Source organism: Agrobacterium sp. rho-13.3 (assembly GCF_033957765.2).
Lineage (GTDB): Bacteria > Pseudomonadota > Alphaproteobacteria > Rhizobiales > Rhizobiaceae > Agrobacterium.
Window position 1 is genome coordinate 768,073 of the sequence record NZ_CP192774.1, and the last position, 26,229, is coordinate 794,301.

The following is a 26,229-nucleotide window of genomic DNA, read 5'->3' on the forward strand; positions in this document are numbered from 1 at the left end:
AAACGGCCCTTGCCGTTTTGTCAGGAATCACCGAAAAACAGATAGTCAAATCTCCCGGCGTAACCGCCGGGATGTTTTTATGCGCTGTGTGGCTTGAAGTTTTTCGAGTATGAACCAGCCTCGCGAAACAAAAACACTGCTCTGTTTCAAACAGAAATGTGTTCGATGTTTCCATTTATACCGAGTGCAGAATAGCCTGCCGAACCTGTTTTTGCCGCATTGCCTGCTCACATAAGCCGCTGTAATGCCGAACTGAAAAGGACCGCCGGTGAGCGATACGAGAGATAACAACCAAGCTCCCAATGGCCGCGACGGCCTGAACGAAAGCAAGGGCGGACCGATCATTCCGAAATCGCCGACCGAGGCGTTGCGGCCAGAGAGAGTTCCTGCCCCGCCAAAGCGTTCGCGCAAGGCGCACAGCCAAGTGGTTATCTTCCTGAATTTTCTGATGACGCTTGTGGTGGCTGTGTGTGTGATCGGCGTTGCCGGTTTCTACTACATGATCAACACGTTCCATGAGCCGGGTCCGTTGGAAACCAACACGACCATTCCTGTGCGCAATGGTGCTGGTCTGGCAGAAATCGCCAACAATCTGGAGCGCAGTGGCGCGATTTCCAACGCCCGCATCTTCCGCCTGATGGCTGACCGTTACATGACGGCAGGGCAATCCCCCAAGCCCGGTGAATACGAGATCAAGGCCCGCACCTCGATGAAGGATATTCTGGCTTTGCTGGAATCGGGCAAGTCCATTCTCTACACGGTTTCGATGCCAGAAGGCCTGACGGTCAAGCAGATGTTTGCGCGCCTTGCCGCCGACACCGTGCTGGAAGGCGACCTTCCCGCCGAGCTGCCAAAGGAAGGCAGCCTTCGCCCTGATACCTATCCTTACACACGCGGTACGAAGCGTGAAGAGATCGTCAGCCAGATGCGTGCGGCGCAGACCAAACTCATTCAAATGATCTGGGAGCGCCGTGATGCCGATCTGCCGCTCAAGACCATCGAGGAATTTGTGACCTTCGCCTCGATCGTGGAAAAAGAAACCGGCAAGGACGACGAACGCGGCCATGTCGCGTCGGTGTTCTACAACCGCATCAAAAAGAACATGCGTCTGCAATCTGATCCGACGATCATTTACGGCTTGTTCGGTGGGGAAGGTAAGCCGTCCGACAGACCGATCTACCAGTCGGATTTGCAGAAGGAGACGCCTTTTAACACCTATATCATTCGCGGCCTGCCGCCGCATCCGATTGCCAATCCGGGCCGGGCGGCACTGGAGGCCACAGCCAACCCCTGGCGCACGGATGACCTTTATTTCGTGGCAGACGGAACCGGTGGCCACACCTTTGCCAAGACGCTGGAGGAGCACAACAGCAATGTTCGCCGTTGGCGCAAAATAGAGGCTGAGAAGGCTGCGACCAGTGGGGCGCCGGAAACAGCCGTCGACGGACAGCCGGGCGGCACGCAGGCGGAAAAGCCATCCAATAATTAAAGGACGCCATGGCCGCGCTCTTCAGGGGCCGCAGCCATCGCTTTTTGTGGGGTTATTTCATGACATTGCAATCTATGACCGGCTTTGCGCGCAGCGAAGGCTCAAGCGGGCGCTACCGCTGGGCGTGGGAGCTTCGCTCCGTCAATGGCAAGGGGTTGGACCTGCGTTTGCGTCTGCCCACAGGCTTGGAAGCACTGGAAACAGAGTTGCGGGATATTGCTGCCAGGAACCTCTCCCGTGGCAACATACAGGCGGGCCTGAGCCTCTCTGCCTCCGAAGCCAAGCTTGAAGCCGTCGTCAATCGCGATGCGCTGGATGCCGTCCTTTTGCTGAAGCGGGATTTGGGTGATGCGGTCAGCGATGCGCCCTTGAGTTTCGATACGCTGCTCTCCGTGCGCGGGCTGGTGGAATTTCGCGAGCCGGAAGAAGGTACGGATGCGCAGGATGCACGCAACAGCGATATTACCGCAGGTTTTGTGGCGGCGATTGCCAGCCTGAAAACCATGCGCGAGCGCGAGGGTGCCTCGCTATTTGCCATTCTTTCCGGTCACATCGACAAGATAGAGCAGCTGACCCACATCATTGAAGCCGACCCTTCGCGCCAGCCGGACCAGATCCGTGCGCGCCTTACAGCCCAGATTGCGTTGATCTCAGATGGCAATAGCGGGCTGGACCGTGACCGCCTGCACGCCGAAGCGGTGTTGCTGGCCACCAAGGCGGATTTGCGCGAAGAGATCGACCGTTTGAACGGCCATGTGGTTGCGGCGAGAGAGCTTTTGGGAAGCGGCGTGCCGGTTGGCCGCAAGTTGGATTTTCTTGCACAGGAATTTAACCGGGAGTCGAATACAATCTGTTCCAAATCCAATGCCAGTGCTGTAACCGCTGCTGGTATCGAATTGAAAGTCGTGATCGATCAATTCCGCGAACAGGTCCAAAATCTGGAGTAGACCCCATGGCGTCAGCCAGCATTCCTCCCGTCCATATCGCCCGCAGAGGCTTGATGCTGGTCATTTCTTCGCCATCGGGTGCGGGCAAGTCTACCATTGCCCGTAATCTGCTGGAGAAGGACAAGAACATCAGCCTGTCCGTCAGCGTCACCACGCGCCCGCGCCGCCAAAGTGAGATCGAAGGTATTCATTACCACTTCATTTCCAAGCGCGAATTCGAGGTTATGCGTGACAGCGAGTCGCTGCTGGAATGGGCTGAGGTGCATGGCAATTACTACGGCACGCCGCGTGAACCCGTCGAAACTGCGATGACCGAAGGCAAGGACATGCTGTTCGACATCGACTGGCAGGGTGCCGAGCAGCTTCAGGACAAGATGAAGGCCGACGTCGTGTCGATCTTCATCCTGCCGCCCACCATGACCGAACTGCAATCGCGCCTGCATCGCCGCGCCGAAGACACGGAAGAGGTCATCCAGACGCGCCTGCTCAACTCACGCTCTGAAATCGAGCACTGGCGCGATTATGACTACGTCATCCTCAACGATGACCTGCAAGCCGCGTTCGAAGCCATAGAAGCCATCGTCAAAGCCGAACGCGTCCGCCGCGACCGCCGCCACGGCATGTTCGATTTCGTGCGCGAGCTTTTGCAGGAAGAGCCGAAGTTGCAGGTTCGGTGATAGGGTTCTGACCCATATCTTGAATTTCAGGCAAAGCTGGAGTACGTATATGCCAATTGGATATACGAGGTTTTGCTATGACGACGTCAACGGTTTTTCTTAGTAATCGCAGCCAGGCTGTGAGACTTCCCAAGGCTGTGGCTTTTCCAGACGATGTACATCAGGTGGACATCCTCAAAATTGGCGGCAGCCGCGTTATCGTGCCTCACGGTAAGCGGTGGGACGATTTGTTTGCGGCTGGGCCGCTTGCCAGTGAGGACTTCTTGTCTAATCGCGATCAGCCGATGGGTGAAGAGCGCGAGTCTTTTTAATGCTGACCTACATGCTCGATACCAACATTTGCATTTACGTCATGAAGACATATCCGCCAGAGCTTCGCGACAAGTTTAATGTATTGGCGGATCAACTGTGCATATCCAGCATAACCCTTGGTGAACTTTGTTACGGTGCCGAGAAATCCGCCCGCCGCACGGAAAATCTAAACGCCATCGAAAATTTCGTCGCGAGGCTGGATGTGCTGCCGTTTGCCGACAAGGCCGCGGCTCATTATGGGCAAATCAGAGCCGAACTTGCGCGGGCGGGAACGCCTTGCGGCGTACACGACATGCAAATTGGTGGCCATGCACGCAGCGAGGGGCTGATCGTCGTTACCAATAATATGCGGGAATTTATCAGAATGCCGGGCTTGAGAGTGGAAAACTGGGTGTAGCCACCCAGTCTTCCTGACCCTATCCAAGCATATTCGCCAGCCGCACGAACTCTTCCACGGATAGTGTTTCGGCTCGTCGTGTCGGGTCTATGCCGGCCTTTTCCAGAAGCGCTTCGCCACCAATCGATTTCACGCTTTGGCGCAGCATTTTGCGGCGTTGGCCGAAGGCGGCTTCGGTGACTTTTTCCAGATTGGAGACGTCGCAGGGAAACGGCTTGTCTTTTGGAAGCAGATGCACAACCGTTGAGGTGACTTTCGGCGGCGGGCTGAAGGCCTGTGCTGGCACATCGAAGGCCATTTCCGGCACGGTGCGCCAACCGGTGAGCACACCGAGGCGACCATAATGATTGTCGCCTTCTTCCGCCACGATGCGCTGGCCGACTTCCTTCTGGAACATCAGCGTCATCGACAGCCAGAAGGGTGGCCATGCCTTCGGCAACAGCCAGTTTATCAGCAACTGCGTACCGACGTTGTAAGGGAGGTTTGCGATGATGCGAACCGGCTCTCCCTTTGGCACCAGCGTTTCGAAATCCACCTTCAGCGCATCGCCATCGATGATGTCCAAACGTCCTGGATAATGATCCGAGATTTCTGCAAGGGCTGGCAGACAGCGGCTATCCCGCTCGACGGCAATCACTTTTTTGGCGCCGAGCGACAGGATGGCGCGCGTCAGGCCACCGGGGCCGGGGCCAACTTCGAACACGGTCACGCCCTCAAGCGGACCCGCCGTGCGGGCGATCTTTTGCGTCAGATTCAAATCCAGCAAAAAATTCTGGCCGAGCGATTTCTTCGCATCCAGCCCGTGGCGCTGAATGACATCGCGCAGGGGCGGTAGACCATCGATTGCTGCCATTATGCTGTTACCTGTCGTGCTGCAATATCGGCAGCCATTTTTAGAGCGGCGACAAGGCTCGATTCGTTGGCGATGCCCTGACCGGCAATGCCGAAAGCGGTGCCGTGATCAGGCGATGTACGGATGAAGGGCAGACCCAGCGTGACATTGACGGAATCGTCGAAGCCCAGCGCCTTTGCAGGGATCAGCGCCTGATCATGATACATGCAGACAGCCACATCGTAACGTTTGCGCGCAGCATCGTGGAACATCGTGTCAGCGGGTAGCGGGCCAAAGGCGTCGATACCATCCTTACGAAGCTGGATAGTTGCTGGATGAATGATGTCGCGGTCCTCGGTGCCAATGGCGCCATCTTCACCCGCATGTGGGTTCAGACCGGCAACGGCGAGGCGAGGGGCGGCGATACCGAACTTCTGTGTGAGATCAGCCGCGATGATGCGGCAGGTTTCGATGACCAGCTCTTCAGTCAACGCGCCCGGAACATCTTTTACCGGAATGTGGATCGTCACCGGAACGACGCGGAGTTTCGGTCCTGCAATCATCATCACGGGCGTGACGTTTTGCCCTGTAAATTTGGTGGCGAGATCCGCCAGAAATTCGGTGTGTCCGGGAAAGCCAAAGCCTGCTTCGTACAACACCGATTTTGCAATCGGGTTGGTCACGACCGCAGACACTCTTTTTTCCAGGGTGAGCGAGACTGCCGTTTCAATCGCCTTGATTGTCGAAAGCGCTGCGCCGACATGCGGCTGCCCGGCCTGCACGTCAAAGCCGACAGGAATGGCGAGAACGGGCAGAGCGTCTGGAAAGACCGATGCCGCCTGCTCGGGTTCGCAGACCTTTACCTCGACAGGAATGCCGAGCAAATTGGCGCGTGCGAGAAGAACGTCGGGATCGCCAATAAAGATGAAGGGAGGCAGCCCCAATTCATGACGTTTCGACCAGGCGGTCACGGTAATATCCGGGCCAATCCCGGCAGGGTCGCCCTGTGTGAGAGCGAGAGGCAGTTGCGGCAGGGTCACAAATTGGGCTTTCACATCAGGTGCTGGTGATCTGGGCTTTCTTCCGCAGCTCTTCCAGATATTTCTTATCGTTCGGGTTTTCACCCTTTTCGGCCTTCATCAAATCCTCGGCGCGGAACACGACCTCCGCCGCGTAGTCATCCGACACTTGCTGCTTTTTGCAGACCGCCAGATATTCCACGCCCTTTTCGGTGACGCGCGTGCCGGTGGTGCCACCTTCCGCTGTCTTCTCTACCAGTGGCTTCCACTCTGTCGGCAGTTCCGGCTCAAGAATGCGACCGAGATCCTTGATCGATACATCCAGCATCGTTGCTGCAAAGGTCTTTGCCTGCTCACAACCGGGATAACGCTTGCGCGATACTTCCGCCTCTGCCGTGCGCTTGCCGGTGATCGTCTTGCGCTTCGCTTCCGGGATGACGAAGATGATCTGCTGCAAAAAATATTCGCTCGTTACAGGCTTTGCACCGCGCTCTTTGAGCTTTGTGACGAAATCCTGCGTGGACATTTTATTGCGACCGCCATAGCGGGCATTCACCAGACGTGGCCAGCTCATTTGCACGGCGATGAACGACTTGAAGTGTTCTGCGCCCACGCCAGCCTGAGCCAGAACCTTGGTCAGCTGGTCGGTGCTCATCTTGTTGGTGGCAGCGAAACGCGCAAAGGACGCATCCACATCAGCGGTGCTGACGGACATTTTGACGCGACCGATTTCTTCACGTTTCAGCGCTTCGTCAATCAGTTGCTCACGGGCTTTATCATTGAGGTTGCCAGACTGACGTTGCAGCTTCAGGAAGGCGACACGCCTCGCAATATCATCGGTGGTGATGGGTGTCTTGTTGACCACGACCTTAACCGCGCTGGCAGCAAAGGCTTGATGAGCCTGCGGCGCGATGATCATGGGAGCTGCGAAAATCGCAAAGGCGAATGCTACACTGCGCAACGCCGTCTTTCCGAATTCCATCCTGTTCTCTCCCTGTCGACAAGCCGTTTGAACAACCGTCACGACTTTGTTTTTTTAAAACATTTCACCTTATCGGATGAAGCGGATACTTCCGCTCGTCAACCTATAAAGTGACGTTTTGTTGCAGTTTTAACTTGAACGCGCCCGTATATATCATCGGAACAAATAAAACAGCAATCATTTGCGTGGGCGAACAGTGCAGATATCTTGCGGCAAAACGGTGGCGCAGCTGAAACTCTGCCAATCACAGTCGGTAAAATAAAAACGGCGGAGTTTTCACTCCGCCGTCATTTGAGAATTAGAAATTGTTGGGCTTCCAGCCAATCTCGGCGTCGTCCCAATCCGTTCCAGCCGAACCGACGCTGATATCACCCAGCGTTCTGAAGGCGAGGCGGGCGTTGATCGACCAGTCATTCGCAGATTCACGGACAGAGTTGATATTACCCTCATCCGAGTAGCTGACGGTAAAGATCGTGCACTCATCCTGATAAAGAATGCCGACGCGACGCTCGCTGGAGAACTTGTTGTTGATGTCATAGTTGATGGCACCAAACAGCGACCAGTTATCATCCAGACGCAGTTTTCCAGACGCCTGTACGATATCGCGCTTTCTGTCATAGCCATATTCCGGCTGTGCCTCGACCTGAGTGTAGCTGACTTTGCCGGAAACGCGGTTGTCGGTATAGGCAACCGCCGTTTCAGAGCGGTTGACCTCTAGATTGTCCTTGTCGAAGCGGAAACTGGACGACAGTGACAGGCCGATCGGCGCGTCGATGGCAGCCATTGCCACGTAATCCGAGCGATCTGTTTCCAGGCCGGAATCGGCGCCGACATTCACGAGATCGTTGGAGGCAAAGGAGTTTTCGCCGGCAAGATGGAACGACTGACCTGCAATGGCGCGAACGCCATATCCATTATCGAACGTGCCGTTGTAGCGGAAGCCGAGATTGGCGCGGGTGCCGCCTTCGATACGGTCGAAGCCAGAGAACTTGTCACGCTCGAACAGGTTGGTGGCATCGAACACGAATGCCTCTGCATCTTCGTTGGGCAGCCGGCCCGCATAGGATTCGTTCGGGCGAACAAAGATTTGCGCGATGGGTTCGATCACATGGTTGCTATGGAGCGCAGTGAAGAGAACGGGATATCGTGCTTCAAGACCGAACGTTGCCATGCCGCGAAGCGTCGCATCGTTATTGATGGTGCCATCATAGCTTGATGTACCAAACGAGTTTGCGGACATGTCGGTCCACAACGCATCACTGCGGGCGGCCAGAAGTGGTGTGAGCTGCAAGCCGCTATCGAATGTTACGGTCCGCTTCCATTCCGCTTCCGTGGAAAGGCGCGTGTAGTTTCCTTCAAGCCCGTTGTAACGCGTGGAGGAACCAAGTGCATATGCATCCTGACTTTGCCGTGTCAGACTTGTGAAGTTAGTGGTCAGCGAAAGTTCGCCACCATAAACCGGGTCCGGGAAGAAATAACGATAGTCGATTGCCGGATGGACAATCGCCTGTTTGCGCTCTTGTGTTTCCGAATCGTCCTTGTCCTGAACGTTGAAATAGTAGGCGTTCGCATCAAAAAAGTTACGTTCGCCAACACCCGTCAGATGCAGCCTATTGGTCTGAACTTCTTCCTTGTAGTCCTTGAGACCGTAAGTGCGCGAGAAGTTATTGTCGCTCTGCACCATCGCATCCCAGCCGAATGACCAGCGTGGGTTGATTTGGAATTCACCCTTCGACGCGATCATGGCGCGTGTATCGTTGAGCGAATCACTGGTGCCCGCATCGAAATCCTTCGAGTTCAGCTGGTCGATGCCGGCCGCGCGTAGCGTGTGCGTTCCCATTTCGAAACGCTGGCGCACTTCGCCCTCGAGCAGCAAGCCCTGCGAGGAATAATAGGTGGGTGTCACAGTGAAATCAGACGTATCGGACATCACATAGAAATAAGGAACGCCGACACCGAAGCCTAGATTGTCGGTAATGCTCATGCGCGGGAACAAAAAGCCCGATTTGCGCTTTACCGTGTTATCAGGAACCGTGATGAACGGGAGGTAGGCGATCGATTTTCCGAAAAGCTCGAAACGGGCTTTCTCCAGACGGACCGTGTGGGTCTTGCCGTCTTGAATAACGCGCTCTGCTTTCACCTGCCACAACGGCGCCTTTTCGGGGCGCTCGGCGCAGGGAAGACATGCGGTGTAAACGCCATTGTTCAGGACCATGACGTCTTCGGAAAGACGTTCCGCGCTTTCGCCGATGATGCGTGTGTTGTCGGTGGTCTCAACGCGAAGTGCGTTGATGAAGCCTTGACCGAAATCGTCTGTGACATCCAGCTCATCCGCATAGATGCGGTTGCCGCCGGGTTCGATCAATTCGATGTTGCCGCGTGCAAGCACGCGACCTGTCGACTGATTATATTCGACGCGCTGGGATACCATGCGATATCCCGAATAATGCATGCGCACGCCACCCGTCGCGATAACGCGCTCCGAGTCACGATTATAGGTCAGTTCATTCGCTGTAAGCAGGAGTTTTGATTGGTCTTGTGGGTCGCCCACGATGACACCGTCTTCAGCGAAAACGCTGGAAGCGGTGGCAACATATGCGCACACAGCAGCCCCAGTCAGAAGGGCTGTCGCAAGCCGTCTGATATTCCCGCGGTCAAATACCGCCACTAGCCGTCCTCCTGATGAAGCAGAATGGTTGCCCCCAATGCCAACGCTACGACGACTGGAACCCAGACCGCAACGATGGGAGGGAAAACGCCGCTACTCCCAAATGCCCTTACGAGCACGGTTACTACATAAAGCACGAAGCCGGAAACGATTCCACCCAGAATCACTGAACGAGACTGTGCAAAACGGCTGAACTTTAATGAAACAGTCGCAGCAATCAAGGTCATCGCCACGAGAAGAAAAGGCATGGACAGCAGGAAATGGTACTGCGTCTCAAGCGCCTTCGAAGAGATGCCGAAAGACTGGGCAACATCTATTTTGTGAGAAAGATCAAAGAAAGCAACGGTTTCCGGCTGAGTCATCCGCTCCTGAACGAATTCCCGTCTCAAATTGGTACTGATTCTGGTGGTCGCTTCCCGGACTGGAACATGTCCGGGGCGGATCTCCGAAACGTTGTTAAGAAGCCAGTAACCATCTTCCAACTTAGCCGACTGTGCATCCTGTCGCAGAAGGATGTTACCGTCTTTATCGAGATGGATCAGCACCACGTCGTGAAGGAGGGTGCCGTTGTCTTCGAAGCTCTTGGCACCGATGATCGTGTCTTGCCCGCCGCTGCTCTGGCGCAGCCATGGAAGAACCTGTTGCTGGCGTGACGATCCGCCGTCCTCGCGCCATCCGGCTTCGACGGAAAGCGCCTTGCTTTCCCCCCAGGCGGCGACGGGATTGAGAACGGTGACCGACAGAAGGCCAAGTACCAAAGCTCCGCCCACGAAGGGGAGAATAAATTGCCACGCGGAAATGCCCGCGGCCCGCGTCACCACCAGCTCATAACGGCGGTTGAGCGAGATGAGCGTCGTCATTCCCACGAAGAGGGCGACGAAAGGAATCGTCTGTTGCAGGATCAGCGGCATACGCAAAGCCGTCAGGCCGAGCGCTGCCGGCACGGAATATCCCGGCAGACCGGACATGCGCCTTGCCGTCTCACTGAAATCGGCAAGAAAAATGATCGCGGACACGCCAAGCAGAAACCAGACCGTCGTAATGGCATAGCGCGTGAGGAAATAGCGGGCGAGGGTGCCGAACATCATGCCTTTTGCCCTCCTGAACCCGGTGCCTTTGGCGGCGACAGCCGCTTTTGAATATTTTGCAGGGCATTGCCGAAGGCCACCGGCATTCGCAGCTTTTGGCCCGTGACCAGCAGGAACGTGGCAATGCCGCCGCTGACGACAGGCACCGCGTAGACCAGCGGAATGAAGGCGGCATTCTGCTTGACCTGGTTGGTGAAATAGAAACCGAGCCAGCGCAGCATGAAGGCGGTAATCAATGCAGCCACCATCGGGTGCAGCCGCGCTTCACGGTGGGAGCGGGCATCTCCGGCAACCACCAGCGAAATCAGCGCGAAGACGAACGGGAACATCCAGTCGACAAGACGACGATGCAGTTCCGAGCGGAATCCGCCCGGTGCCTTTCTGTAGCTTTCCACCGTGGGGTCCGGCATCAGAAGGAATGACAGGCTGGCGTCGCTGGACGATATCGACGGTTCGCTGTCTGCCTTTTCGGACATGGTCGACAGGTCAAACGCGTAGGACAGGAATTTCACCACGGAAACCTTGCCGTCCGGTGTCTTCTGCTGCACTTCGCCGTCGCGCATGGTCAGCGATGTACCGCTTTCGTCGATCATGCCTTCCTTGGCGTAATAGATGAGATCGTAATTGGGATCGCGCCGGTCGGCGACGAAAAGCCCGCGCAGAATTCGGCCCTGACGCTGGGCAATCTGGACGTAAAGACCATCCTGAATGGTGCGGAACGTCTTTTCTTCGATCACAGACGACAACAGATCGGCATAGGCTGCGGCCACCATCTGCCGCGCGGCGGTGCGGGCGGGCGGCTCTGCAAAATTGGTGATTCCAAAGGAAACGAGGCTCAAAACCGCGCCAAGAATGAGGATGGGCTTGTAGATGATCGAGCGTGATGCGCCGGATGCATCGATGATCGCCAGTTCCGAATCGGTGTTCATCGCTGTCAGCGTCTGGGTAATCGCGATGACGAGTGCGAATGGCAGAACGACCGGAATGAGGGTTGGCAACAGCATGGTCGCCAGCGTGACGAACGAGCCCATGGACTGGCCGGTGTCCGTAACGAGATTGATTCTTTGGAGAACCTGAATCGTCCAGATAATCGCCAGAACAGGCAGCAACGCGACCAGAAACATCTGCGTCGTGCGTCGCAATATGTATCGTTCAAGAAGCGCCATTCGGTCCCTGGTGACGTATGTTTATGCCAGTTCCCCCTGTGGGAACCGCCACTATCTAGCTGCAACAATCGCGAATTGCGACTCCGCACCGCACACAAATCTGTTTTCTATGGCAATTTTTATTCAAGCTGTGTCTTTTGTTAAGGGTAAATTTTCTGACGCCTGCATGGCGTGATTCACAAAAATGCCATCGCAACATTGGATTGCAGGGTTGCGCCGGAGCAGGAAAACGCCATGATCCGGCCCACCCTGAAATGTATTTATGAGCGAGAACATGTCCGCCAAATTCGATATCTCCTTTTCAAATTCCGCCACCCTTGATCATGCCAGCGTATTTCTGCTTCAGGCGTCCGGTGAAAACGCCCCCGCTGGTCAGGCGCAGGTTGATCCCGCTGGCATACTCGCCAAGGCGGCGAAAGTTGCGGGTTTTTCCGCCAAATCGACAAGCGTGCTGGATGTGCTGGCCCCGCAAGGATCTGACGCAGACAGGATCGTCGTCATCGGTCTGGGCAAGGCTGCGAAGCTGACGGCGCATGACTGGCTGCGGGCTGGCGGCACGGCGGCGGCCAATTTCAAGAAGGCGGAAAAGGTCGTCATCTATCTGGACGCGCTTGGCGTTGATGTAACCGGCAAGGCGGCTGCGGATTTCGCGCTGGGCCTGCTGCTGCGCGCTTACAGCTTCGATACCTACAAGACGAAAAAGAAGTCCGACGACGACAAAACGCCAAAGAGCGTGGACGTCACGATCGTAACGGCGGTTCATGCCGAGGCAAAAGAAGCCTTCGAAACAGCTGAAGCTGAGGCGCACGGCGTGATTCTGGCGCGTGATCTGGTCAACCTGCCGCCAAACGTGCTTGGTCCCGTGGAGTTTGCCGAAAAGGCCGAAGAGCTGAAAAAGCTCGGTGTCGAGGTCGAAATCCTTGGCGAAAAGGAACTGAAAAAGCTTGGCATGGGCGCGCTTCTGGGCGTTGCGCAGGGTTCTGTTCGTCCGCCACGGCTGGCCATCATGCAGTGGAAGGGCGGTTCCAAGAAAGATGAGCCGATTGCCTTCGTCGGCAAGGGCGTTGTGTTTGACACCGGCGGCATTTCGCTGAAGCCCGGTGCGGGCATGGAAGACATGAAGGGTGACATGGGTGGCGCTGCCGCCGTGACCGGCCTCATGCACACGCTTGCAGCCCGCAAGGCGAAGGCCAATGTCATTGGCGTTATCGGTCTTGTGGAAAACATGCCGGATGGCAATGCGCAGCGTCCGGGCGATATCGTCACCTCCATGTCTGGCCAGACTATCGAAATCATCAACACGGATGCGGAAGGTCGCCTCGTGCTGGCGGATGCGTTGTGGTACACCAACGACCGCTTCAAGCCGAAGTTCATCATCAATCTGGCAACCTTGACCGGCGCGATCACCGTTGCACTGGGCAACCTTCAGGCTGGCCTGTTTTCGAACGATGATGAGTTGGCTGAGCGTCTGTTCAAGGCGGGCGAAACCACTCAGGAAAAGCTGTGGCGTATGCCGTTGGGCAAGGACTATGACAAGATCATCGATTCCAAATTCGCGGATATGAAGAACAGCTCTGGCCGTCTTGCTGGCTCTGTTACCGCCGCGCAGTTCCTCAAGCGTTTTGTGGGCGATACGCCTTGGGCGCATCTGGATATTGCCGGAACAGCGATGGGTTCACCGCTGACCGAAATCAACCAGTCCTGGGGTTCGGGTTATGGTGTTCGCCTGCTGAACGAGCTTGTCCGCGCCCATTATGAGGATTGAGGATTGACCGGCAAATGGCTACGGCCAGTCCTATGACAGAGATACTGTTTTACCATCTGACAGAATCAAAGCTGGAGGATGCCTTGCCGCCGCTTCTGGAAAAGTCACTGGAGCGCGGCTGGAAAGTCGCGGTCCAGACGACAGGTGAGGAACGGCGCGATGCACTGGATGTTCATCTGTGGACGTTTCGCGACGACAGTTTCCTCGCCCATGGCACGGATGCTTCGGAGCGTGCCTCCGATCAACCCATCGTGCTGACTGCGACCGGCGAAAACGCCAACGCCGCCAATGTTCGTTTCATCGTGGATGGTGCGGAACCACCCGCCATCGATACCTATGAGCGCATCGTCTTCATGTTTGACGGCTATGATGCGGGGCAATTGGAAGGTGCGAGGGCGCAGTGGAAAAAGCTGAAAGGCGAAGGTCATGCACTGACCTACTGGCAGCAATCACCCGAAGGGCGCTGGCAGAAGAAGGCGTGATGCCGAGTTTTGTCCGTTAAGCGTCTTGCGTAAAAAAGCAATTACGCCAGATGCTTTAACCGATTGTTTTTGTGCCCAACAGCAAACATCACTCCATAAAAAATGGCCGGGTCATACCCGGCCATTTTCATTTTCAAAGCAGATTGCGACGTCTTACTTCTGTCCCGGCAAAGCGTAAGCGATGACGTAATCGCCGCGATCCGGGGACTGGCGTGCGCCACCGGCGGAGATCACCACGTATTGCTTGCCGGTCTTTGGCGACTTGTAGCTCATTGGGCCGCCTTGGCTGCCAACGGGCAGGCGGGCTTTCCAGACTTCTTCGCCAGTCGCCGTGCTAAAGGCGCGCAGGTAATAATCCTGTGTGCCAGCGATGAACACGAGACCGCCCTGTGTGGCGAGCGTGCCGCCAAGTGTCGGCATGCCAATGGGGATCGGCAGGCCCATCTTGAAGCCCAGCGGTCCGGTGTCTTCGACCGTGCCGACTGGCACCTGCCACTTGATCTTCTGCGTCTTCATGTCGATGGCAGTCATCGAACCGAACGGTGGTTCCTGGCACGGAATGCCGAGTTCAGACAGGAACCGGTTCTTGTTGACCGCGTAAGGTGTGCCCTTCATCGGCACGACGCCCATCACCGTGTTGGTGGCTTCCGAACCGCTGTTGACGGCCGTTGTCGGTGCCGCTTCCTGCATCTGGATCCACAGACCAAGGCGCATGTCGTTGACGAAGATGGTGTCGGTCGTCGGGTCGGTGGAGATACCGCCCCAGTTCATGCCACCAAGCGAGCCGGGAAAGTTGAGCGCCAGATCGGTGCCGGGCACAGTGTAGACGCCGTCATAACGCATGCCCTTGAAGGCCACGCGGCATAGAAGCTGGTCAAACGGGGTTGCGCCCCACATGTCGCTTTCTGTCAGCGTCTGAGCGCCGATCTGCGGCATACCGACGGAGAGTGGCTGTGTTGGTGCGTATTTCTCTTTCGCGATATTGCCCGGCTTGACGGGAACGTCCTTAACGTCGGTCAGGGGCTTTCCGGTTGCGCGATCAAGCACATAGAGCTGGCCAGCCTTGGTGCCGAACACCAGTGCCGGAACTGTCGAGCCGTCTGCCTTGGGGAAGTCGATGAACGATGGCTGCATCGGTACGTCGAAATCCCACAGATCGTTATGCACGGTCTGATAGACCCACTTTTCGCGACCGGTGGAGGCGTCCAGCGCCAGCATGGATGCGCCGTATTTATGATCGAGGTCCGTGCGGGTTGCCCCGTAGAGATCGACCGACGGGCTGCCCACCGGCATGAACACGGTGTTGGAAGCCGCGTCATAGGACATGGACGCCCACACATTTGGTGTGGAGCGTGTATAGGTCTGGCCCGGAGGCGGCAGCAGTGTGATGTCCGGATTGCCCGGATCAAACGCCCAGCGCAGCTGACCGGTGATGACGTCGAAGCCACGCATGACACCGCCCGGCATGTCCACCTGCACGTTGTCGGCAATACGGCCGCCAATAACGACGGTGGTGCCGGCAAGCGTTGGGGCCGAAGTCAGCACATAGCTCGGGTCCGGTGCATTGCCGAGGCCTTCCTTCAGATCAACGCGACCATTGGTGCCGAAATCCGGGCAAAATGCGCCGGTGTCGGCGTCCAGAGCGATCAGCTCGGCGGTGATGGTGTTCATCAGAATGCGGCGCTGGCAAAGAGCGCCTTCGGCAACGGTTGCTGCCGTCACAGGCGTGGAGCCGGGAACGCTTGGCTGATCGACTGGACGGGTGGCATCGAAATAGGCCAGACCACGGCAGCGCATCCATACGGAAGACTTGGCGTTGATCTCGTTCTTCCAGATTTCCTTGCCGGTATCGGCATCCAGCGCGATGACGTTGTTGTGCGGTGTGCACAGGAACACGCGGTCGCCGACCTGAAGAGGCGTCTGCTGGTCTTCGGCACCGCCGCCGCCGGGGCTTATGGGCGTATCACCGGTGTGGTAGGTCCACGCGACTTCGAGATTGGCAACGGTATCACGGTTGATTTCGTCAAGCGCAACGAAGCGGCTGCCGCCCGACGTATTGCCGTAGTGTTCCCAGTTCTTCTGCTCTGTCTCTGCGGTCACAGGTGTCAGAGCCGGAATATTGCCGCTTGCTGTCACCGTGGGATGTGGCACGAACATGCCAGCCATACCGGCAGCCGAAGCGACGGCGAGAAGCAATGCGAGAGCAAACGAGCCGCGATAGGCTGGTGTCTTTCCAGCTGAGCGACGCAGCAATGGCACGGAAAGAGCAACAACCGTCGCGCCGACCGTCAGCGCCAGAAGGCGTGATATCAGCGGCCAGTAATCAAACCCGGCGTCCCAGATGGACCATACGAGCGTGCCGATGAAGACGAGGCCGAAAAGCAGGCCACCGGCGGGTTTGCGAAGTGCAATCAGCAGTCCGCCAATAAGGAGGCCAACACCAGAAATGACAAAATAAAGGCTGCCGCCAAGCATCACGAGCTTGCCGCCAAAATAGACAAAGAAAATGCCCGCAGCGACAAGGACGAGGCCGAGAAATGCCAGCCATATCTTTGAAAGTGCGGATAGGGGTTTTGGTTGATCAACCATCAAGAGTTCCTGACTGTTTAAATTAGGCAGTCAGACGAAAAGCCGTTGTGCTTTTGCTGAGCAGAAAGGATTCCGTGCTGACAAATGGCACGGGATCTTGAGCCACGGTGGGACTGGTGGCTGGGGAAACAAGCCAGGCTGCGCAACGTTAACGTCCGAAACATGGTGTGCATAATAGCTTTCCACATTGGGAAATATCGAAGGTCCAAAAAGCTGTTTGACAGCTCAAAAGACAATAGATCCCATCAAGATCCGAGTTCCCCTCGCAACCCCACTCCTCCAACGGATTGGTTCGGGCGATTGGTTTTCACCAACCGACTGTGTGAATACGCCTCAGTTGCAGCGTAAACAAGCTTGAAAACACGCAGTGTTCTCTCAAAACTCGACGGTAAGGGATTCTTTGCGCTTACTTTATTCGAATCTCACTTTTTTTTGAACAGGGATATGAGCGTTGCGGGAAACACCCAATCCGAAATACCTAGAGACTTGATAATGATTAGCAGGCGTCAACGAAACGTGGTTTGGCGCTGCGTCGATTCTTGCATCTGATGTAGTGCATTGCCAAAAATGCTGTATGTAACATTGCTTGAGGGGCGCATTGGAAGACAGTTGAGGAAAAACATATGGGTCAATCCGCTCCATGGCCAAACAACGAAACCGAGCGCCTTGTCGCAGTACGGTCCATCCTTTCCCTAGGCTCAGGCCCAACACCGGAATTGGCTGCTCTCTCGGAGCTTGCCCAAGGTGTGTTTGATATGCCGCGTGCTGCGGTGCATGTGCTGGATGAGGATTGGCTGCATATCGCACATCAGGCCGGTATTCAGGTCGACGAATGTTCTCGCGACATTTCCATTTGTACGCGGGTTGTTCTGTCCAATGATGTGCTGATCGTTCCGGATCTCGGTGCTCATCCCGAACTGAGCTTTTTACCCTATGTGCAAGGCGCGCCGCAGTTTCGCTTTTATGCCGGTGCGCCGATCGAGCTAGAGCCGGGTCTGGCTGTGGGCGCTTTCTGTATTCTGGATACGTCGCCCCGGCAGCTGGAGCCGGGCGAGGTGGATAGTCTGCGGCGTTTTGCCGTGCTGGCCGGTGCGCTGCTGCGTCTTCAAAAAGCAAATTTCACCATGAGTCTTGCGGAAACCGCGCTGCGCGATGCGGCGATGACCGACCCGCTGACCGGTTTTTACAATCGCCATGCGCTCAGCGTGCTGGTGGACCGGCAGATGCACACGGCCTTGCAGTCCAACGAAACGTTTGGTGCACTCTATCTGGATATGGATGGCTTCAAGCAGATCAACGACACGTTTGGGCACGGTGTTGGTGATCGGGTTCTTTATGAAGCAGCAGCGCGCATTCGCAATGTCATACGTGCTGAGGACATTGCTGTGCGTATGGGGGGAGACGAGTTTGCCGTATTCGTTCCACGGCCTGCCGGATCAGACGTGCTTGCAGGGATGGCAAACCGATTGCTGGAAGCGTTCCGTGAGCCCTTCGATATCGATGGTCAATCCGTGCGCGCGCTTCTCAGCATCGGCGGCGCCATTGCCCCGCAGGCTGGCATTGACCGCATCTCATTGCTTCGCAGTGTGGATGAAGCACTTTATCAGGCCAAAAAAGATGGGCGCGACCGTTTCGTCAGTCGCGCCATATAGGTCAAGCGCAGATCAGTCGTAGAACGAATCCACGAACTTGTGGCGGCCGAGCAGGAATGCGTCGGCCACATGCATCAGCGGCGCGAGGTCCACGTCAGAGGTCTTGGCCTTGATGATTTCAGCGAAGCGTTCGTAAAGGGCAGGGTATTCGCGCTCTGGTTCGGACAGCTTCAGCTCGCCATTGATGGCAAGTTTCGCGCCGCCTTCGGACAGAACGAGCTGACCGGCTTCTGTCTCAGCGACGATATCCCAGCTCTGCTTGCCCGTCTGGCGCCAATCGAATTCGGCGTGAACCGGCACTTTCGTCACGTCCGAGAAGTGGATATCAGCGGCAATCGGCGCGTCGCGGTTTTCCGGGAACTCCAGCGTTGCCTTGGTGATGAACAATGCGCGCGGCAGAATGTGGGTGATGATCGACAGGGCGTTGATGCCCGGATCAAACACGCCAAGACCGCCAGCCTGCCATATCCACTCCTGATTCGGATGCCACTGGCGCACGTCTTCTTTCCAGATGATGTGGACGCTGTTGATCTTGGTGGATGCGAGGAAACTCTTCGCGGCTTCAACGGCAGGGGCGTAGCGCGAATGCCAGCTGGCAAACAGCGACAGTCCCTTGGAATCGGCAAGGCGCACCAGATCCTGCACTTCGGAAAGCGTCGCACCCGGTGGCTTTTCAAGGAAAACATGTTTGCCAGCATTCAGCGCTGCATAGGCGGCCGTGTAACGGTACTGCGGCGGCATGCAGAGCGATACGGCCTGCACCTCTGGCACGGCCTCAAGCAGCGCTTCGATGGTGCCGTAAGACGGCACGCCATCCACGGTGCCGTGGCGGCTTGCGGTGGCGATCAGATCGAAATCCGGATTGGCTGCAATGGCTGGAAGATGCTGATCGCGAACGATTTTACCGACGCCGACGATGGCAAGTTTAGTGGCTGACATGAAAGAAAAACCCGTCTGAATGTTTCACTCGAATAATAGTATTTTATCGAGTTCTAGCAGAAACGAAGACGTCGGCAAGAGTTCGTATTGTTCAGTCCAGCGATGCAACGACCAGCGGCTTGTGGGCCGGTTTTTTATAAACCAGATGCACGACCTTATAGCCTTCCGCCTTCAGCTGGGTCAGCAGCGCGGGCAGCATTGAGGCCGTTCGCTTGTGGATATCATGCATGAGAATAATGCCGCTGCCGCGATGGTGAAGGGCCGACATGGTGCGTGACGCGACAACCGCAGGCGAATCGGTGAAGTAATCCTTCGAATCGATCTGGACATCCATGATGACCATGCCACGATCTGTCACCATGTGGCGCAGGCGGCCATTATCCGCCAGATAAGGGAAGCGGAAGAAGGACGCATCCGTGTCGGTTGCCTTGGCAACGGCATTCGAGCCCTTGGAAACCTCGGCCAGAGCGCGGTCGAACGACAGGCCGCGCAGATTGGGATGGCTGAACGTGTGGCTGCCGATGCTGTGACCTTCTGCGACGACTTTTTTGGCTATGGCGGGATGTGCCTGCGCCATTTCACCGACCATCAGGAAGGTGGCCTTGACGCCAAACTCATCCAGCGTTGCCAGAATGCTTTCCGTCTTGCCCGGGACGGGGCCGTCATCGAAGCTGAGAACAACTTCCTTGTTGGCAAGTGCAATATCATTGAACGAGGAAACCGCGATATCGCGTCCCGCAAGTCCCAAAGGGTTGCGTGGTTTCAGCCATGCGGCCGGTGAAAGCGGAATGGGGTCGCTTGCCTTTGCCGGGTGGCCTGCGGGCATCGTGGCGGCAAAGGATGTCTTGAGGGAACTGTCGGCTTGGGGTTTGCCAGCACAGCTGGACAGGCATGCGGCAACGAATGCAGCAATGTAGACGTGGCGCAAAACCATTTTTGATTCTCGAAAAAATACAGGAATGAATTGCGGAGAATTTCGCTGATTATGGTTAACGCCCAGTTACCAAACGGCGAAAGCATCGCGTCGCGAACCCCGAGCAGACGGACAGTATTCGTTCGCAAGGGACGAGTATGAAAACCCAAATGCATCAAATAATAGAATATGTATCTGTTAAAATTTATAGTTGTATGTCGCCAAGGCTGTTGTATTGATAAGGTGTAAATACAACCTTATGGAGATTTTTATGGCAGATCGTACAATTGCGGGTACAATCAACGGAAATGGCACCGTAAAATTCGGCACGGGTTTTACCGCCACGCGTTCGAGCGAAGGCTTTTATCTGATCTCTTTTCGTCCGGGCTTCAGTGCAATCGGCGGCGCGTCGGTCACGCAAATCTTTTCGAATGGGGATACGCGCGACAACGCCGTCATCCAGAGTCTGACAAGCACCGAACTTTACGTGAAGGTCGGGGACAGCGGTGGCAAAGCGAAGGACCGGGATTTCTCGTTCGTCGCAGCCGGTGATGGCTCCGTGACTGCGAAGTAAAGAGCGTTGTTTTGAGCGCAAGGACGGAATCAATGACCGTCCCATTATATCAGCGGCGACATTCGCCCGCTGATATAAGTGTTACCCGGCCATCGCGTCTTCATATTCGCTCGAAAGCATCAGCCATTGCTCTTCTGCATTGGCCAGCTTGGCTGCGGCTTCGCCGCGTTCCTTCACCTTCAGCGCTGCCTTGGCAGGCGCTTTTTCATAAAGGGCAGGGTCGCCAAGTTCTTTATCAAGAAACTGAATCTGCTTCTCAAGCTTTGCCGTCAAGGATTCGATATCGTTGATCTTTTTCTTGAGAGGGGCAAGCGAGGCGCGCTTTTCAGCATTCGCCTTGCGTTGATCCGCCTTTGAAGCGCCGTCTATGACGACTTCAATTTTTTCGTCTTTTTTTTTACCCGAAGAGACAATCAGGTCGCGATATTCATCCATATCGCCTTCGAACGTCGTCACCGTGCCGTTGTTGACCAGCCACAGCCGGTCCACGGTTGCTTCGATGAGGTGGCGATCATGCGAGATGAGTATGACGGCGCCGTTATAGTCGTTCAGCGCTTCGATCAACGCGCGACGGCTATCGATATCCAGGTGGTTGGTCGGTTCGTCGAGAATGAGCAGGTTCGGCGCATGAAACGCCGCAAGGCCCATCAGCAGACGCGCCTTTTCGCCACCCGACAAATCCTTGGCGGGCGTCGACATCTTTTCCGTCGCAAGGCCCATCTGTGCCACGCGGGCGCGCACCTTGGCTTCCGGTGCCTGCGGCATCAGCTTGCGCACATGCTCCACAGGATTGTCTTCCGGCACGAGATCGTCCAGCTGATGCTGGGCGAAGAAACCGATTTTCAAGGACGGCGCCAGCCGCAGATCACCCGCCTCAGGCGCAAGACGCCCGGAGATGAACTTGGCGAAAGTGGACTTACCATTGCCGTTGGAACCGAGCAGCGCGATGCGGTCATCATTGTCGATGCGCAGGTTCAAGCCCTTGAGGATCGGATTGCCGGGCTCGTAACCCACGGAGCCACTATTGATGGCAACGATGGGTGAGGCGGGTTGCTTTTCCGGTTCCGGGAAGGTGATCGGCTGGACGTGATCTTCAATCACGGATGAAACCGTGCCCATGCGTTCCAGTGCCTTGACGCGGCTCTGCGCCTGCTTGGCCTTGGAAGCTTTGGCCTTGAAACGATCGATGAAGCTCTGCAAATGTTTGCGGGCTGCATCGTTCTTGACCTTTGCCTTGGTCTGCAACTCGTCGGCTTCCGCCTTCTGGCGCTCGAACTGGTCGTAACCGCCGCGATAGAAGGTCAGCTTCTTCTGGTCCAGATGAACAATGGCGTTGACGGCATTGTTCAGCAGATCACGGTCATGGCTGATGATGATGACGGTGAAGGGATAACGGCGGATATAATCTTCCAGCCACAACGTGCCTTCAAGGTCGAGATAGTTGGTTGGTTCGTCCAGCAGCAAAAGGTCCGGCTCTGCGAAGAGAACGGACGCCAGCGCCACGCGCATGCGCCAGCCGCCTGAAAAGGAGGAGGCGGGGCGAAGCTGGGCTTCCTGATTAAAACCGAGACCGGCCAGAATGCTGGAGGCGCGGGCTTCCGCCGAATGCGCGTCGATATCCACCAGCCGCATCTGAATTTCAGCAATGCGGTGCGGATCGGTCGCAGTTTCTGATTCAATCATCAGCGCGGCGCGTTCCTTATCGGCGGCCAGCACGATGTCGATCAGGCTGTCTTCCGTTGCCGGTGCTTCCTGCGCAACCTGCCCCATACGGGCATTCTTGGGAATGAAGACTTCACCGGTCTCAGCGCCAAGGTCGCCGGTGATGACGCGGAAAAGGGTGGATTTGCCTGCGCCATTGCGGCCAACCAAGCCAGCCTTCGTGCCCGCTGGAAGCGTCACGCTGGCATGATCGAGGAGGAGGCGGCCTGCAATGCGGGCGGAAACGTCTGAAATCGTAATCATGGCGCCGTTTTGGCCGAACTCACGTCCGAACGCAAGAGCCGGAAAGCCACAGTTTTAAGACAGTTTCATGCGCCGATCTGCATAAGGTAACTGCTGCGAGACCGATGCGCTACTTCCCGGGAGTACGGCACGACGCAGTTGCGTGCGCCGCTGCGGGCGGCAAGCAGCGCAAGCTCCGCGTGACCATAAAATTCCGCAGCGCTGGCCGAGCCTTCGGAAGCGGTGACGCCCATGGACACGGTCAGATGAACGCCATCGCCTTCCTTCGTCGCAAAACGCAGGTTCTCGACGGTATGGCGCAGCCGTTCGGCAATGCTTTGTGCGGTGCTTTGCGAAACGTCGGAAAACAGGAATGCGAACTCGTTGCCGCCAATGCGAGCCACGAAATCGTCCTTCTTGATCGATTTGCGAAACAGGGCGGCCAAGCGGCGCAAAGCCTTGTTGCCGGCAACAGCGCCATAGTTCTCATTGATCTCGCGGAAGCGGTCGATATTGACCAGCACCAGACAAACCGCAGTGTCGCCTTCACCCTGAAAAATATCCGCCAGCCTTGCCAGAAAGGCGGCGCGGTTGGGCAAGGTCGTCAAGGCATCCTTCAGGGACACGGCCTGAAGTTTGCGGCTGCTGCTTTCCTGTTCACGAATTTTCGCCAATCCCTGACGCACGAAGTTCTGCAAACTTGCCTGTTCGTGGTGGATATCCAGAAGCACTTCCGCCAGATATTCCTGCTTCGTGGCAGATGCGGGATGTTCGGATATGGAGGCGAGCAGAGCTTCCGAACGTTCCATGGCAGCCGAAAGTCGCACGGATATCTGCTCGATTGCATCGGCGGCCTCGGCTGCGGCGTGGGCCGCTGCCATGCGCGAAAAGCTGGGCAGATTGTGTGTCTGGCCGATCATGTCGATATCATGCTGCTGTGGCGCATTGCCCAGGGCTAAAATATCATGGCCCATCTTGGGATTGTGGCCAGACAGCACTTCAAAGAAAAGTTCGTAATTGCGCGGCAGCGGAGCAAGATTCATTCTGGCAATGAACTGCGTGATCTTGGTGACGATCATGGTGCTGCGAGACGTATCCCGACCGTTATTATTCGTTGATATTGTCATGCCCCGCATCTCCACACGCACACTGTGCCGCAACGTGCGGCAATGTTGACTGGATGACCATCTATATGTCGGCGACACTTTAAAATACGATAAAGGAGCAGTGCTAATTTCGGCGCGCATCGTTATTATGGTGACTGATGTGTTCCATCAGTTTTCGTCATTTGATTCCGTCCAGCACCGCTGATTTTATCGCGTGGCACTTTCCAGCATTGAAAGGACCGTCCATGACTTCCAGAACACTCTATTCTCTTTGCGGCAGCGATGATGCGCGGCCATTTTCTCCCCATTGCTGGAAAACGGTTCTTTCATTGGCGCACAAAGGGCTGGACTTCGAAGAGCGGCCGCTGGCCTTCACGGCCATTCCCGGCGTTGAGAACGGTTTTTCCAAAACGGTGCCGATCCTTCGGGATGGCGACCAGCTGATAAAAGACAGCTTCGAGATCGCGCTCTATCTGGATGAAGCCTATCCGGACGCGCCGTCGCTTTTTAACGGGGAGGGTGGCAAATCGCTGGCCCGTTTTGTGGAAAGCTGGTCGCAGACCACGCTGCACCCGGCCATCGTCAAAATCGCTGTTCTCGATATTCACGACATGCTGGATGAGACGGACCGCACCTATTTCCGTGAAAGCCGCACCAAGGCTTTGGGTCGCACTCTGGAAGACGTCGTGGCGCACCGGGACGCGGAAATCGCGGCTTTTCCGGCGAAGCTTGAGCCAATTCGCCGTATGCTGAGTTTCCAGCCATTCATTGGCGGCGATAGCCCGCTGTTTGCGGATTATATCGTGTTTGGCGCGCTGCAATGGGCGCGGGTCACGTCCGGTGTTGATCTGTTTGCCCAGAATGATCCGGTCAGCGGCTGGTTCGAACGCTGCCTTGATCTGCACGGCGCACGGGGACGGAGTGTGACAGCGGCGTGAAATGTGACGCCATGCTGTGCTAATCCAGCCATCCCCCTTGTTTTCGGGCCTTTGGGCGGTTAAACACCGCCCACTTTCTTTCAAGGACAAGGAAAACGACATATGGCGATTGAACGCACATTTTCGATGATCAAGCCGGACGCAACAAAGCGTAACCTCACTGGCGCCATCACCAAGGTATTCGAAGACAACGGCCTACGCATCATCGCATCCAAGCGCGTTTGGATGAGCAAGCGCGAAGCAGAAGGCTTCTACGCTGTTCACAAAGAGCGCCCTTTCTTCGGCGAACTGGTTGAAGGCATGACTTCAGGCCCAACCATCGTTCAGGTTCTGGAAGGCGAAAACGCAATCCTCAAGAACCGCGAAATCATGGGCGCAACCAACCCTGCAAACGCAGACGAAGGCACCATCCGCAAGAGCTTCGCCCTGTCCATCGGCGAAAACTCCGTTCACGGTTCGGATGCTCCTGAAACTGCTGCCCAGGAAATCGCTTACTGGTTCGCAGAAACCGAAATCGTCGGCTGATTCAGTGTGTGATGCAGCGGACTCACCTTGTGAGACGTTTGCTTCAAGTCACTGAAATGCATTGAAGAACGGAGCCCCAAAGGCTCCGTTCTTTGTTGCGCGTATTTGGGCGTTGTACCGTGCGGCTCACGCCATATGCAATCACCCCGGACACCCCTGCGCCTGCCTCATATCCACACTCCCGTCAGCGTGAAAAACCTCCGGGTTTGGTGTGTAAAGCGGCCCCACCACCAGTGGCTTTGCGGGCAAAAGTGATTGGTCGGTATCGGATGTGATTGTGGTTGTGATCGTTTGTATCACATGCCCATCTGGCGCTCGCAGCCTTATCGTCACCGTGTAAGGGCGGTCCTGCTTCACGCATTCGACTGGCGGGCTTTGCAAAACTATTTTTGGATTTTTGGGAAACAGCGGTTCTTTGATCGAGAAAGCCTCGCCGCCACGCGGGTTTTCGAAGTCGGCTTCAATCGTGCTGCCATCCTGAATGGGCGCTGTGGGCTGTAATGTCACCAGATAGGTTGCCGTTGCCACGCGATAGTTGAACACGAACATGCGACCGGACACTTTGGCGACTTCGCGCTGCTCTTCCCGCTGGCACGCGGTGAGCGAAAGGGCGGCAAGAGCGAGGACAGTGATGCGCCTCATAATGCCGTCTCCTTTTTTCGCCGGTAATGTTTGGCCGCTTTCTGGCGGTTGCCGCACACGGCCATGTCGCACCAGATGCGGCTGCGGTTTTTGCTGCGGTCCAGGAACAGCCAGCCGCAATTTCCACAGATGCGAATGCGCTCCCGATCTGGCCCTGCCAGCAGGCCCAAAACGGACCGGGCGGTTGAGCTTTCAAGGCTGTGTTTGTTCGGTGCGTTTCGCAAGGCGTTTGCGGAAGCTGTTAGAAGATCGGCCAAGGCACCATCATCGTCCAATCCATCTGCAATCAGCGTGCGAAAATAACGATCCGTTGCTTCACGAAGATCAATCAGACTCTGTCGGTTTGCAGAGGTGGGAGGAAGCAGTGCAGGGAAAACGTCGCGTTCTCCCGAAAGCAAAATCGCGGCTTCGCAAAAACTGTCGATCTGCTCAGACGCCGCAAAGCGGTCGACCGATTTTTCAGTCTCGGCGCGCAGAATGACGCTGTTGGCGACATCAAGCGCCAAGGCACCTCCGGCGAAACGATGGGCTGTCCAGGTGAAAGTCATATTCCAATTATAACTGTCAAAATTCATTTTACCAG

At 56.2% G+C, this 26,229-nt stretch carries 24 protein-coding genes; 11 read left to right on the top strand and 13 right to left on the bottom strand.

Annotated elements, in window-relative coordinates:
* The first annotated feature begins 268 nt into the window (after window positions 1-268).
* From mltG to vapC, 5 genes are all read left to right on the top strand, one after another.
* Entirely contained in the window at window positions 269-1,489 is a 1,221-nt protein-coding gene (mltG, locus tag RMR16_RS03835; RefSeq protein ID WP_320199405.1) for an endolytic transglycosylase MltG, read from the top strand.
* A gap of 59 nt (window positions 1,490-1,548) precedes the next feature.
* Complete coding sequence (locus RMR16_RS03840; protein WP_320199406.1) at window positions 1,549-2,436, top strand: YicC/YloC family endoribonuclease; 888 nt, start codon at window positions 1,549-1,551, stop codon at window positions 2,434-2,436.
* A 5-nt stretch (window positions 2,437-2,441) separates the two neighbouring features.
* Window positions 2,442-3,113, top strand: a complete 672-nt coding sequence (gene gmk / locus RMR16_RS03845; RefSeq protein WP_320199407.1) for a guanylate kinase — start codon at window positions 2,442-2,444, stop codon at window positions 3,111-3,113.
* Window positions 3,114-3,190: 77 nt separating this feature from the next.
* Window positions 3,191-3,424: a type II toxin-antitoxin system VapB family antitoxin gene (vapB, locus tag RMR16_RS03850; RefSeq protein ID WP_320199408.1), complete on the top strand. Its 234-nt coding sequence runs from the start codon at window positions 3,191-3,193 to the stop codon at window positions 3,422-3,424.
* Window positions 3,424-3,822 (top strand): type II toxin-antitoxin system tRNA(fMet)-specific endonuclease VapC, encoded by a 399-nt coding sequence (gene vapC, locus RMR16_RS03855; RefSeq protein ID WP_320199409.1) that lies wholly within the window; start codon window positions 3,424-3,426, stop codon window positions 3,820-3,822. The genes vapB and vapC overlap by 1 nt, the downstream gene beginning before the upstream one ends.
* Before the next feature lie 19 nt (window positions 3,823-3,841).
* Here the strand turns inward: vapC and rsmA are convergent, their stop codons facing one another.
* The 6 genes from rsmA to lptF form a co-directional block, all read right to left on the bottom strand.
* Entirely contained in the window at window positions 3,842-4,675 is an 834-nt protein-coding gene (gene rsmA / locus RMR16_RS03860) for a 16S rRNA (adenine(1518)-N(6)/adenine(1519)-N(6))-dimethyltransferase RsmA (protein ID WP_320199410.1), read from the bottom strand.
* The gene (pdxA, locus tag RMR16_RS03865; protein ID WP_320199510.1) at window positions 4,675-5,694 is read right to left on the bottom strand and encodes a 4-hydroxythreonine-4-phosphate dehydrogenase PdxA; all 1,020 of its coding nucleotides are present in this window, start codon (window positions 5,692-5,694) and stop codon (window positions 4,675-4,677) included. The genes rsmA and pdxA overlap by 1 nt, the downstream gene beginning before the upstream one ends.
* Before the next feature lie 16 nt (window positions 5,695-5,710).
* A complete protein-coding gene (locus RMR16_RS03870) occupies window positions 5,711-6,655 on the bottom strand; it encodes a peptidylprolyl isomerase (RefSeq protein WP_320199411.1) in 945 nt (314 codons plus the stop codon).
* Window positions 6,656-6,953: 298 nt separating this feature from the next.
* Complete coding sequence (locus RMR16_RS03875; protein WP_320199412.1) at window positions 6,954-9,323, bottom strand: LPS-assembly protein LptD; 2,370 nt, start codon at window positions 9,321-9,323, stop codon at window positions 6,954-6,956.
* A complete protein-coding gene (gene lptG, locus RMR16_RS03880) occupies window positions 9,323-10,411 on the bottom strand; it encodes an LPS export ABC transporter permease LptG (protein WP_320199413.1) in 1,089 nt (362 codons plus the stop codon). The genes RMR16_RS03875 and lptG overlap by 1 nt, the downstream gene beginning before the upstream one ends.
* Window positions 10,408-11,577: an LPS export ABC transporter permease LptF gene (gene lptF / locus RMR16_RS03885; protein ID WP_320199414.1), complete on the bottom strand. Its 1,170-nt coding sequence runs from the start codon at window positions 11,575-11,577 to the stop codon at window positions 10,408-10,410. Before lptF ends, lptG begins: the two co-directional genes overlap by 4 nt.
* Window positions 11,578-11,851: 274 nt before the next feature.
* On the opposite strand from lptF, the gene RMR16_RS03890 reads away from it, so the two are divergent.
* Both RMR16_RS03890 and RMR16_RS03895 read left to right on the top strand, forming a co-directional pair.
* Window positions 11,852-13,342 (top strand): leucyl aminopeptidase, encoded by a 1,491-nt coding sequence (locus RMR16_RS03890; protein ID WP_320199415.1) that lies wholly within the window; start codon window positions 11,852-11,854, stop codon window positions 13,340-13,342.
* Between the two features lie 32 nt (window positions 13,343-13,374).
* Window positions 13,375-13,824 carry a DNA polymerase III subunit chi gene (locus RMR16_RS03895; RefSeq protein WP_320199511.1) on the top strand — a complete coding sequence of 150 codons (450 nt, stop codon included), beginning with the start codon at window positions 13,375-13,377 and terminating at the stop codon, window positions 13,822-13,824.
* Window positions 13,825-13,977: 153 nt separating this feature from the next.
* On the opposite strand, the gene RMR16_RS03900 is transcribed toward RMR16_RS03895, so the two are convergent.
* Window positions 13,978-16,413 carry a glucose/quinate/shikimate family membrane-bound PQQ-dependent dehydrogenase gene (locus tag RMR16_RS03900; protein WP_320199416.1) on the bottom strand — a complete coding sequence of 812 codons (2,436 nt, stop codon included), beginning with the start codon at window positions 16,411-16,413 and terminating at the stop codon, window positions 13,978-13,980.
* A gap of 623 nt (window positions 16,414-17,036) precedes the next feature.
* Here RMR16_RS03900 and RMR16_RS03905 point away from each other — a divergent pair.
* On the top strand, window positions 17,037-18,065 hold the full coding sequence (locus RMR16_RS03905; RefSeq protein ID WP_320199417.1) for a sensor domain-containing diguanylate cyclase: 1,029 nt from the start codon (window positions 17,037-17,039) through the stop codon (window positions 18,063-18,065).
* A 12-nt stretch (window positions 18,066-18,077) separates the two neighbouring features.
* On the opposite strand, the gene RMR16_RS03910 is transcribed toward RMR16_RS03905, so the two are convergent.
* Window positions 18,078-19,004, bottom strand: a complete 927-nt coding sequence (locus tag RMR16_RS03910) for a Gfo/Idh/MocA family protein (protein WP_320199418.1) — start codon at window positions 19,002-19,004, stop codon at window positions 18,078-18,080.
* A 91-nt stretch (window positions 19,005-19,095) separates the two neighbouring features.
* On the bottom strand, window positions 19,096-19,938 hold the full coding sequence (locus tag RMR16_RS03915) for a polysaccharide deacetylase family protein (protein ID WP_320199419.1): 843 nt from the start codon (window positions 19,936-19,938) through the stop codon (window positions 19,096-19,098).
* Between the two features lie 250 nt (window positions 19,939-20,188).
* Between RMR16_RS03915 and RMR16_RS03920 the strand changes: the two genes are divergently transcribed.
* Window positions 20,189-20,491 (top strand): hypothetical protein, encoded by a 303-nt coding sequence (locus tag RMR16_RS03920; protein WP_320199420.1) that lies wholly within the window; start codon window positions 20,189-20,191, stop codon window positions 20,489-20,491.
* Between the two features lie 81 nt (window positions 20,492-20,572).
* Here the strand turns inward: RMR16_RS03920 and RMR16_RS03925 are convergent, their stop codons facing one another.
* Together RMR16_RS03925 and RMR16_RS03930 are read right to left on the bottom strand one after the other, a co-directional pair.
* Window positions 20,573-22,456, bottom strand: a complete 1,884-nt coding sequence (locus tag RMR16_RS03925) for an ABC-F family ATP-binding cassette domain-containing protein (RefSeq protein ID WP_320199421.1) — start codon at window positions 22,454-22,456, stop codon at window positions 20,573-20,575.
* A gap of 65 nt (window positions 22,457-22,521) precedes the next feature.
* On the bottom strand, window positions 22,522-23,562 hold the full coding sequence (locus tag RMR16_RS03930; protein WP_320199422.1) for a GGDEF domain-containing protein: 1,041 nt from the start codon (window positions 23,560-23,562) through the stop codon (window positions 22,522-22,524).
* Window positions 23,563-23,786: 224 nt separating this feature from the next.
* Here RMR16_RS03930 and RMR16_RS03935 point away from each other — a divergent pair, with 224 nt between their 5' ends.
* Both RMR16_RS03935 and ndk read left to right on the top strand, forming a co-directional pair.
* Window positions 23,787-24,479 (top strand): glutathione S-transferase family protein, encoded by a 693-nt coding sequence (locus tag RMR16_RS03935; RefSeq protein WP_320199423.1) that lies wholly within the window; start codon window positions 23,787-23,789, stop codon window positions 24,477-24,479.
* Between the two features lie 102 nt (window positions 24,480-24,581).
* A complete protein-coding gene (gene ndk / locus RMR16_RS03940; RefSeq protein WP_320199424.1) occupies window positions 24,582-25,004 on the top strand; it encodes a nucleoside-diphosphate kinase in 423 nt (140 codons plus the stop codon).
* Window positions 25,005-25,145: 141 nt separating this feature from the next.
* Here the strand turns inward: ndk and RMR16_RS03945 are convergent, their stop codons facing one another.
* Both RMR16_RS03945 and RMR16_RS03950 read right to left on the bottom strand, forming a co-directional pair.
* On the bottom strand, window positions 25,146-25,646 hold the full coding sequence (locus RMR16_RS03945) for a hypothetical protein (RefSeq protein ID WP_320199425.1): 501 nt from the start codon (window positions 25,644-25,646) through the stop codon (window positions 25,146-25,148).
* On the bottom strand, window positions 25,643-26,194 hold the full coding sequence (locus tag RMR16_RS03950) for a CGNR zinc finger domain-containing protein (protein ID WP_320199426.1): 552 nt from the start codon (window positions 26,192-26,194) through the stop codon (window positions 25,643-25,645). Before RMR16_RS03950 ends, RMR16_RS03945 begins: the two co-directional genes overlap by 4 nt.
* Window positions 26,195-26,229: the final 35 nt, after the last annotated feature.

What these genes read in the sequence shown, in the direction of transcription:
- RMR16_RS03840 (WP_320199406.1), top strand. Translation starts at nt 1,549, where the DNA reads ATGACATTGCAATCTATGACCGGCTTTGCGCGCAGCGAAGGCTCAAGC.
- gmk (WP_320199407.1), top strand. Translation starts at nt 2,442, where the DNA reads ATGGCGTCAGCCAGCATTCCTCCCGTCCATATCGCCCGCAGAGGCTTG.
- vapB (WP_320199408.1), top strand. Translation starts at nt 3,191, where the DNA reads ATGACGACGTCAACGGTTTTTCTTAGTAATCGCAGCCAGGCTGTGAGA.
- vapC (WP_320199409.1), top strand. Translation starts at nt 3,424, where the DNA reads ATGCTGACCTACATGCTCGATACCAACATTTGCATTTACGTCATGAAG.
- rsmA (WP_320199410.1), bottom strand. Translation starts at nt 4,675, where the DNA reads ATGGCAGCAATCGATGGTCTACCGCCCCTGCGCGATGTCATTCAGCGC.
- RMR16_RS03870 (WP_320199411.1), bottom strand. Translation starts at nt 6,655, where the DNA reads ATGGAATTCGGAAAGACGGCGTTGCGCAGTGTAGCATTCGCCTTTGCG.
- lptG (WP_320199413.1), bottom strand. Translation starts at nt 10,411, where the DNA reads ATGATGTTCGGCACCCTCGCCCGCTATTTCCTCACGCGCTATGCCATT.
- lptF (WP_320199414.1), bottom strand. Translation starts at nt 11,577, where the DNA reads ATGGCGCTTCTTGAACGATACATATTGCGACGCACGACGCAGATGTTT.
- RMR16_RS03890 (WP_320199415.1), top strand. Translation starts at nt 11,852, where the DNA reads ATGTCCGCCAAATTCGATATCTCCTTTTCAAATTCCGCCACCCTTGAT.
- RMR16_RS03895 (WP_320199511.1), top strand. Translation starts at nt 13,375, where the DNA reads ATGACAGAGATACTGTTTTACCATCTGACAGAATCAAAGCTGGAGGAT.
- RMR16_RS03900 (WP_320199416.1), bottom strand. Translation starts at nt 16,413, where the DNA reads ATGGTTGATCAACCAAAACCCCTATCCGCACTTTCAAAGATATGGCTG.
- RMR16_RS03905 (WP_320199417.1), top strand. Translation starts at nt 17,037, where the DNA reads ATGGGTCAATCCGCTCCATGGCCAAACAACGAAACCGAGCGCCTTGTC.
- RMR16_RS03910 (WP_320199418.1), bottom strand. Translation starts at nt 19,004, where the DNA reads ATGTCAGCCACTAAACTTGCCATCGTCGGCGTCGGTAAAATCGTTCGC.
- RMR16_RS03915 (WP_320199419.1), bottom strand. Translation starts at nt 19,938, where the DNA reads ATGGTTTTGCGCCACGTCTACATTGCTGCATTCGTTGCCGCATGCCTG.
- RMR16_RS03920 (WP_320199420.1), top strand. Translation starts at nt 20,189, where the DNA reads ATGGCAGATCGTACAATTGCGGGTACAATCAACGGAAATGGCACCGTA.
- RMR16_RS03925 (WP_320199421.1), bottom strand. Translation starts at nt 22,456, where the DNA reads ATGATTACGATTTCAGACGTTTCCGCCCGCATTGCAGGCCGCCTCCTC.
- RMR16_RS03930 (WP_320199422.1), bottom strand. Translation starts at nt 23,562, where the DNA reads ATGACAATATCAACGAATAATAACGGTCGGGATACGTCTCGCAGCACC.
- RMR16_RS03935 (WP_320199423.1), top strand. Translation starts at nt 23,787, where the DNA reads ATGACTTCCAGAACACTCTATTCTCTTTGCGGCAGCGATGATGCGCGG.
- ndk (WP_320199424.1), top strand. Translation starts at nt 24,582, where the DNA reads ATGGCGATTGAACGCACATTTTCGATGATCAAGCCGGACGCAACAAAG.
- RMR16_RS03945 (WP_320199425.1), bottom strand. Translation starts at nt 25,646, where the DNA reads ATGAGGCGCATCACTGTCCTCGCTCTTGCCGCCCTTTCGCTCACCGCG.
- RMR16_RS03950 (WP_320199426.1), bottom strand. Translation starts at nt 26,194, where the DNA reads ATGACTTTCACCTGGACAGCCCATCGTTTCGCCGGAGGTGCCTTGGCG.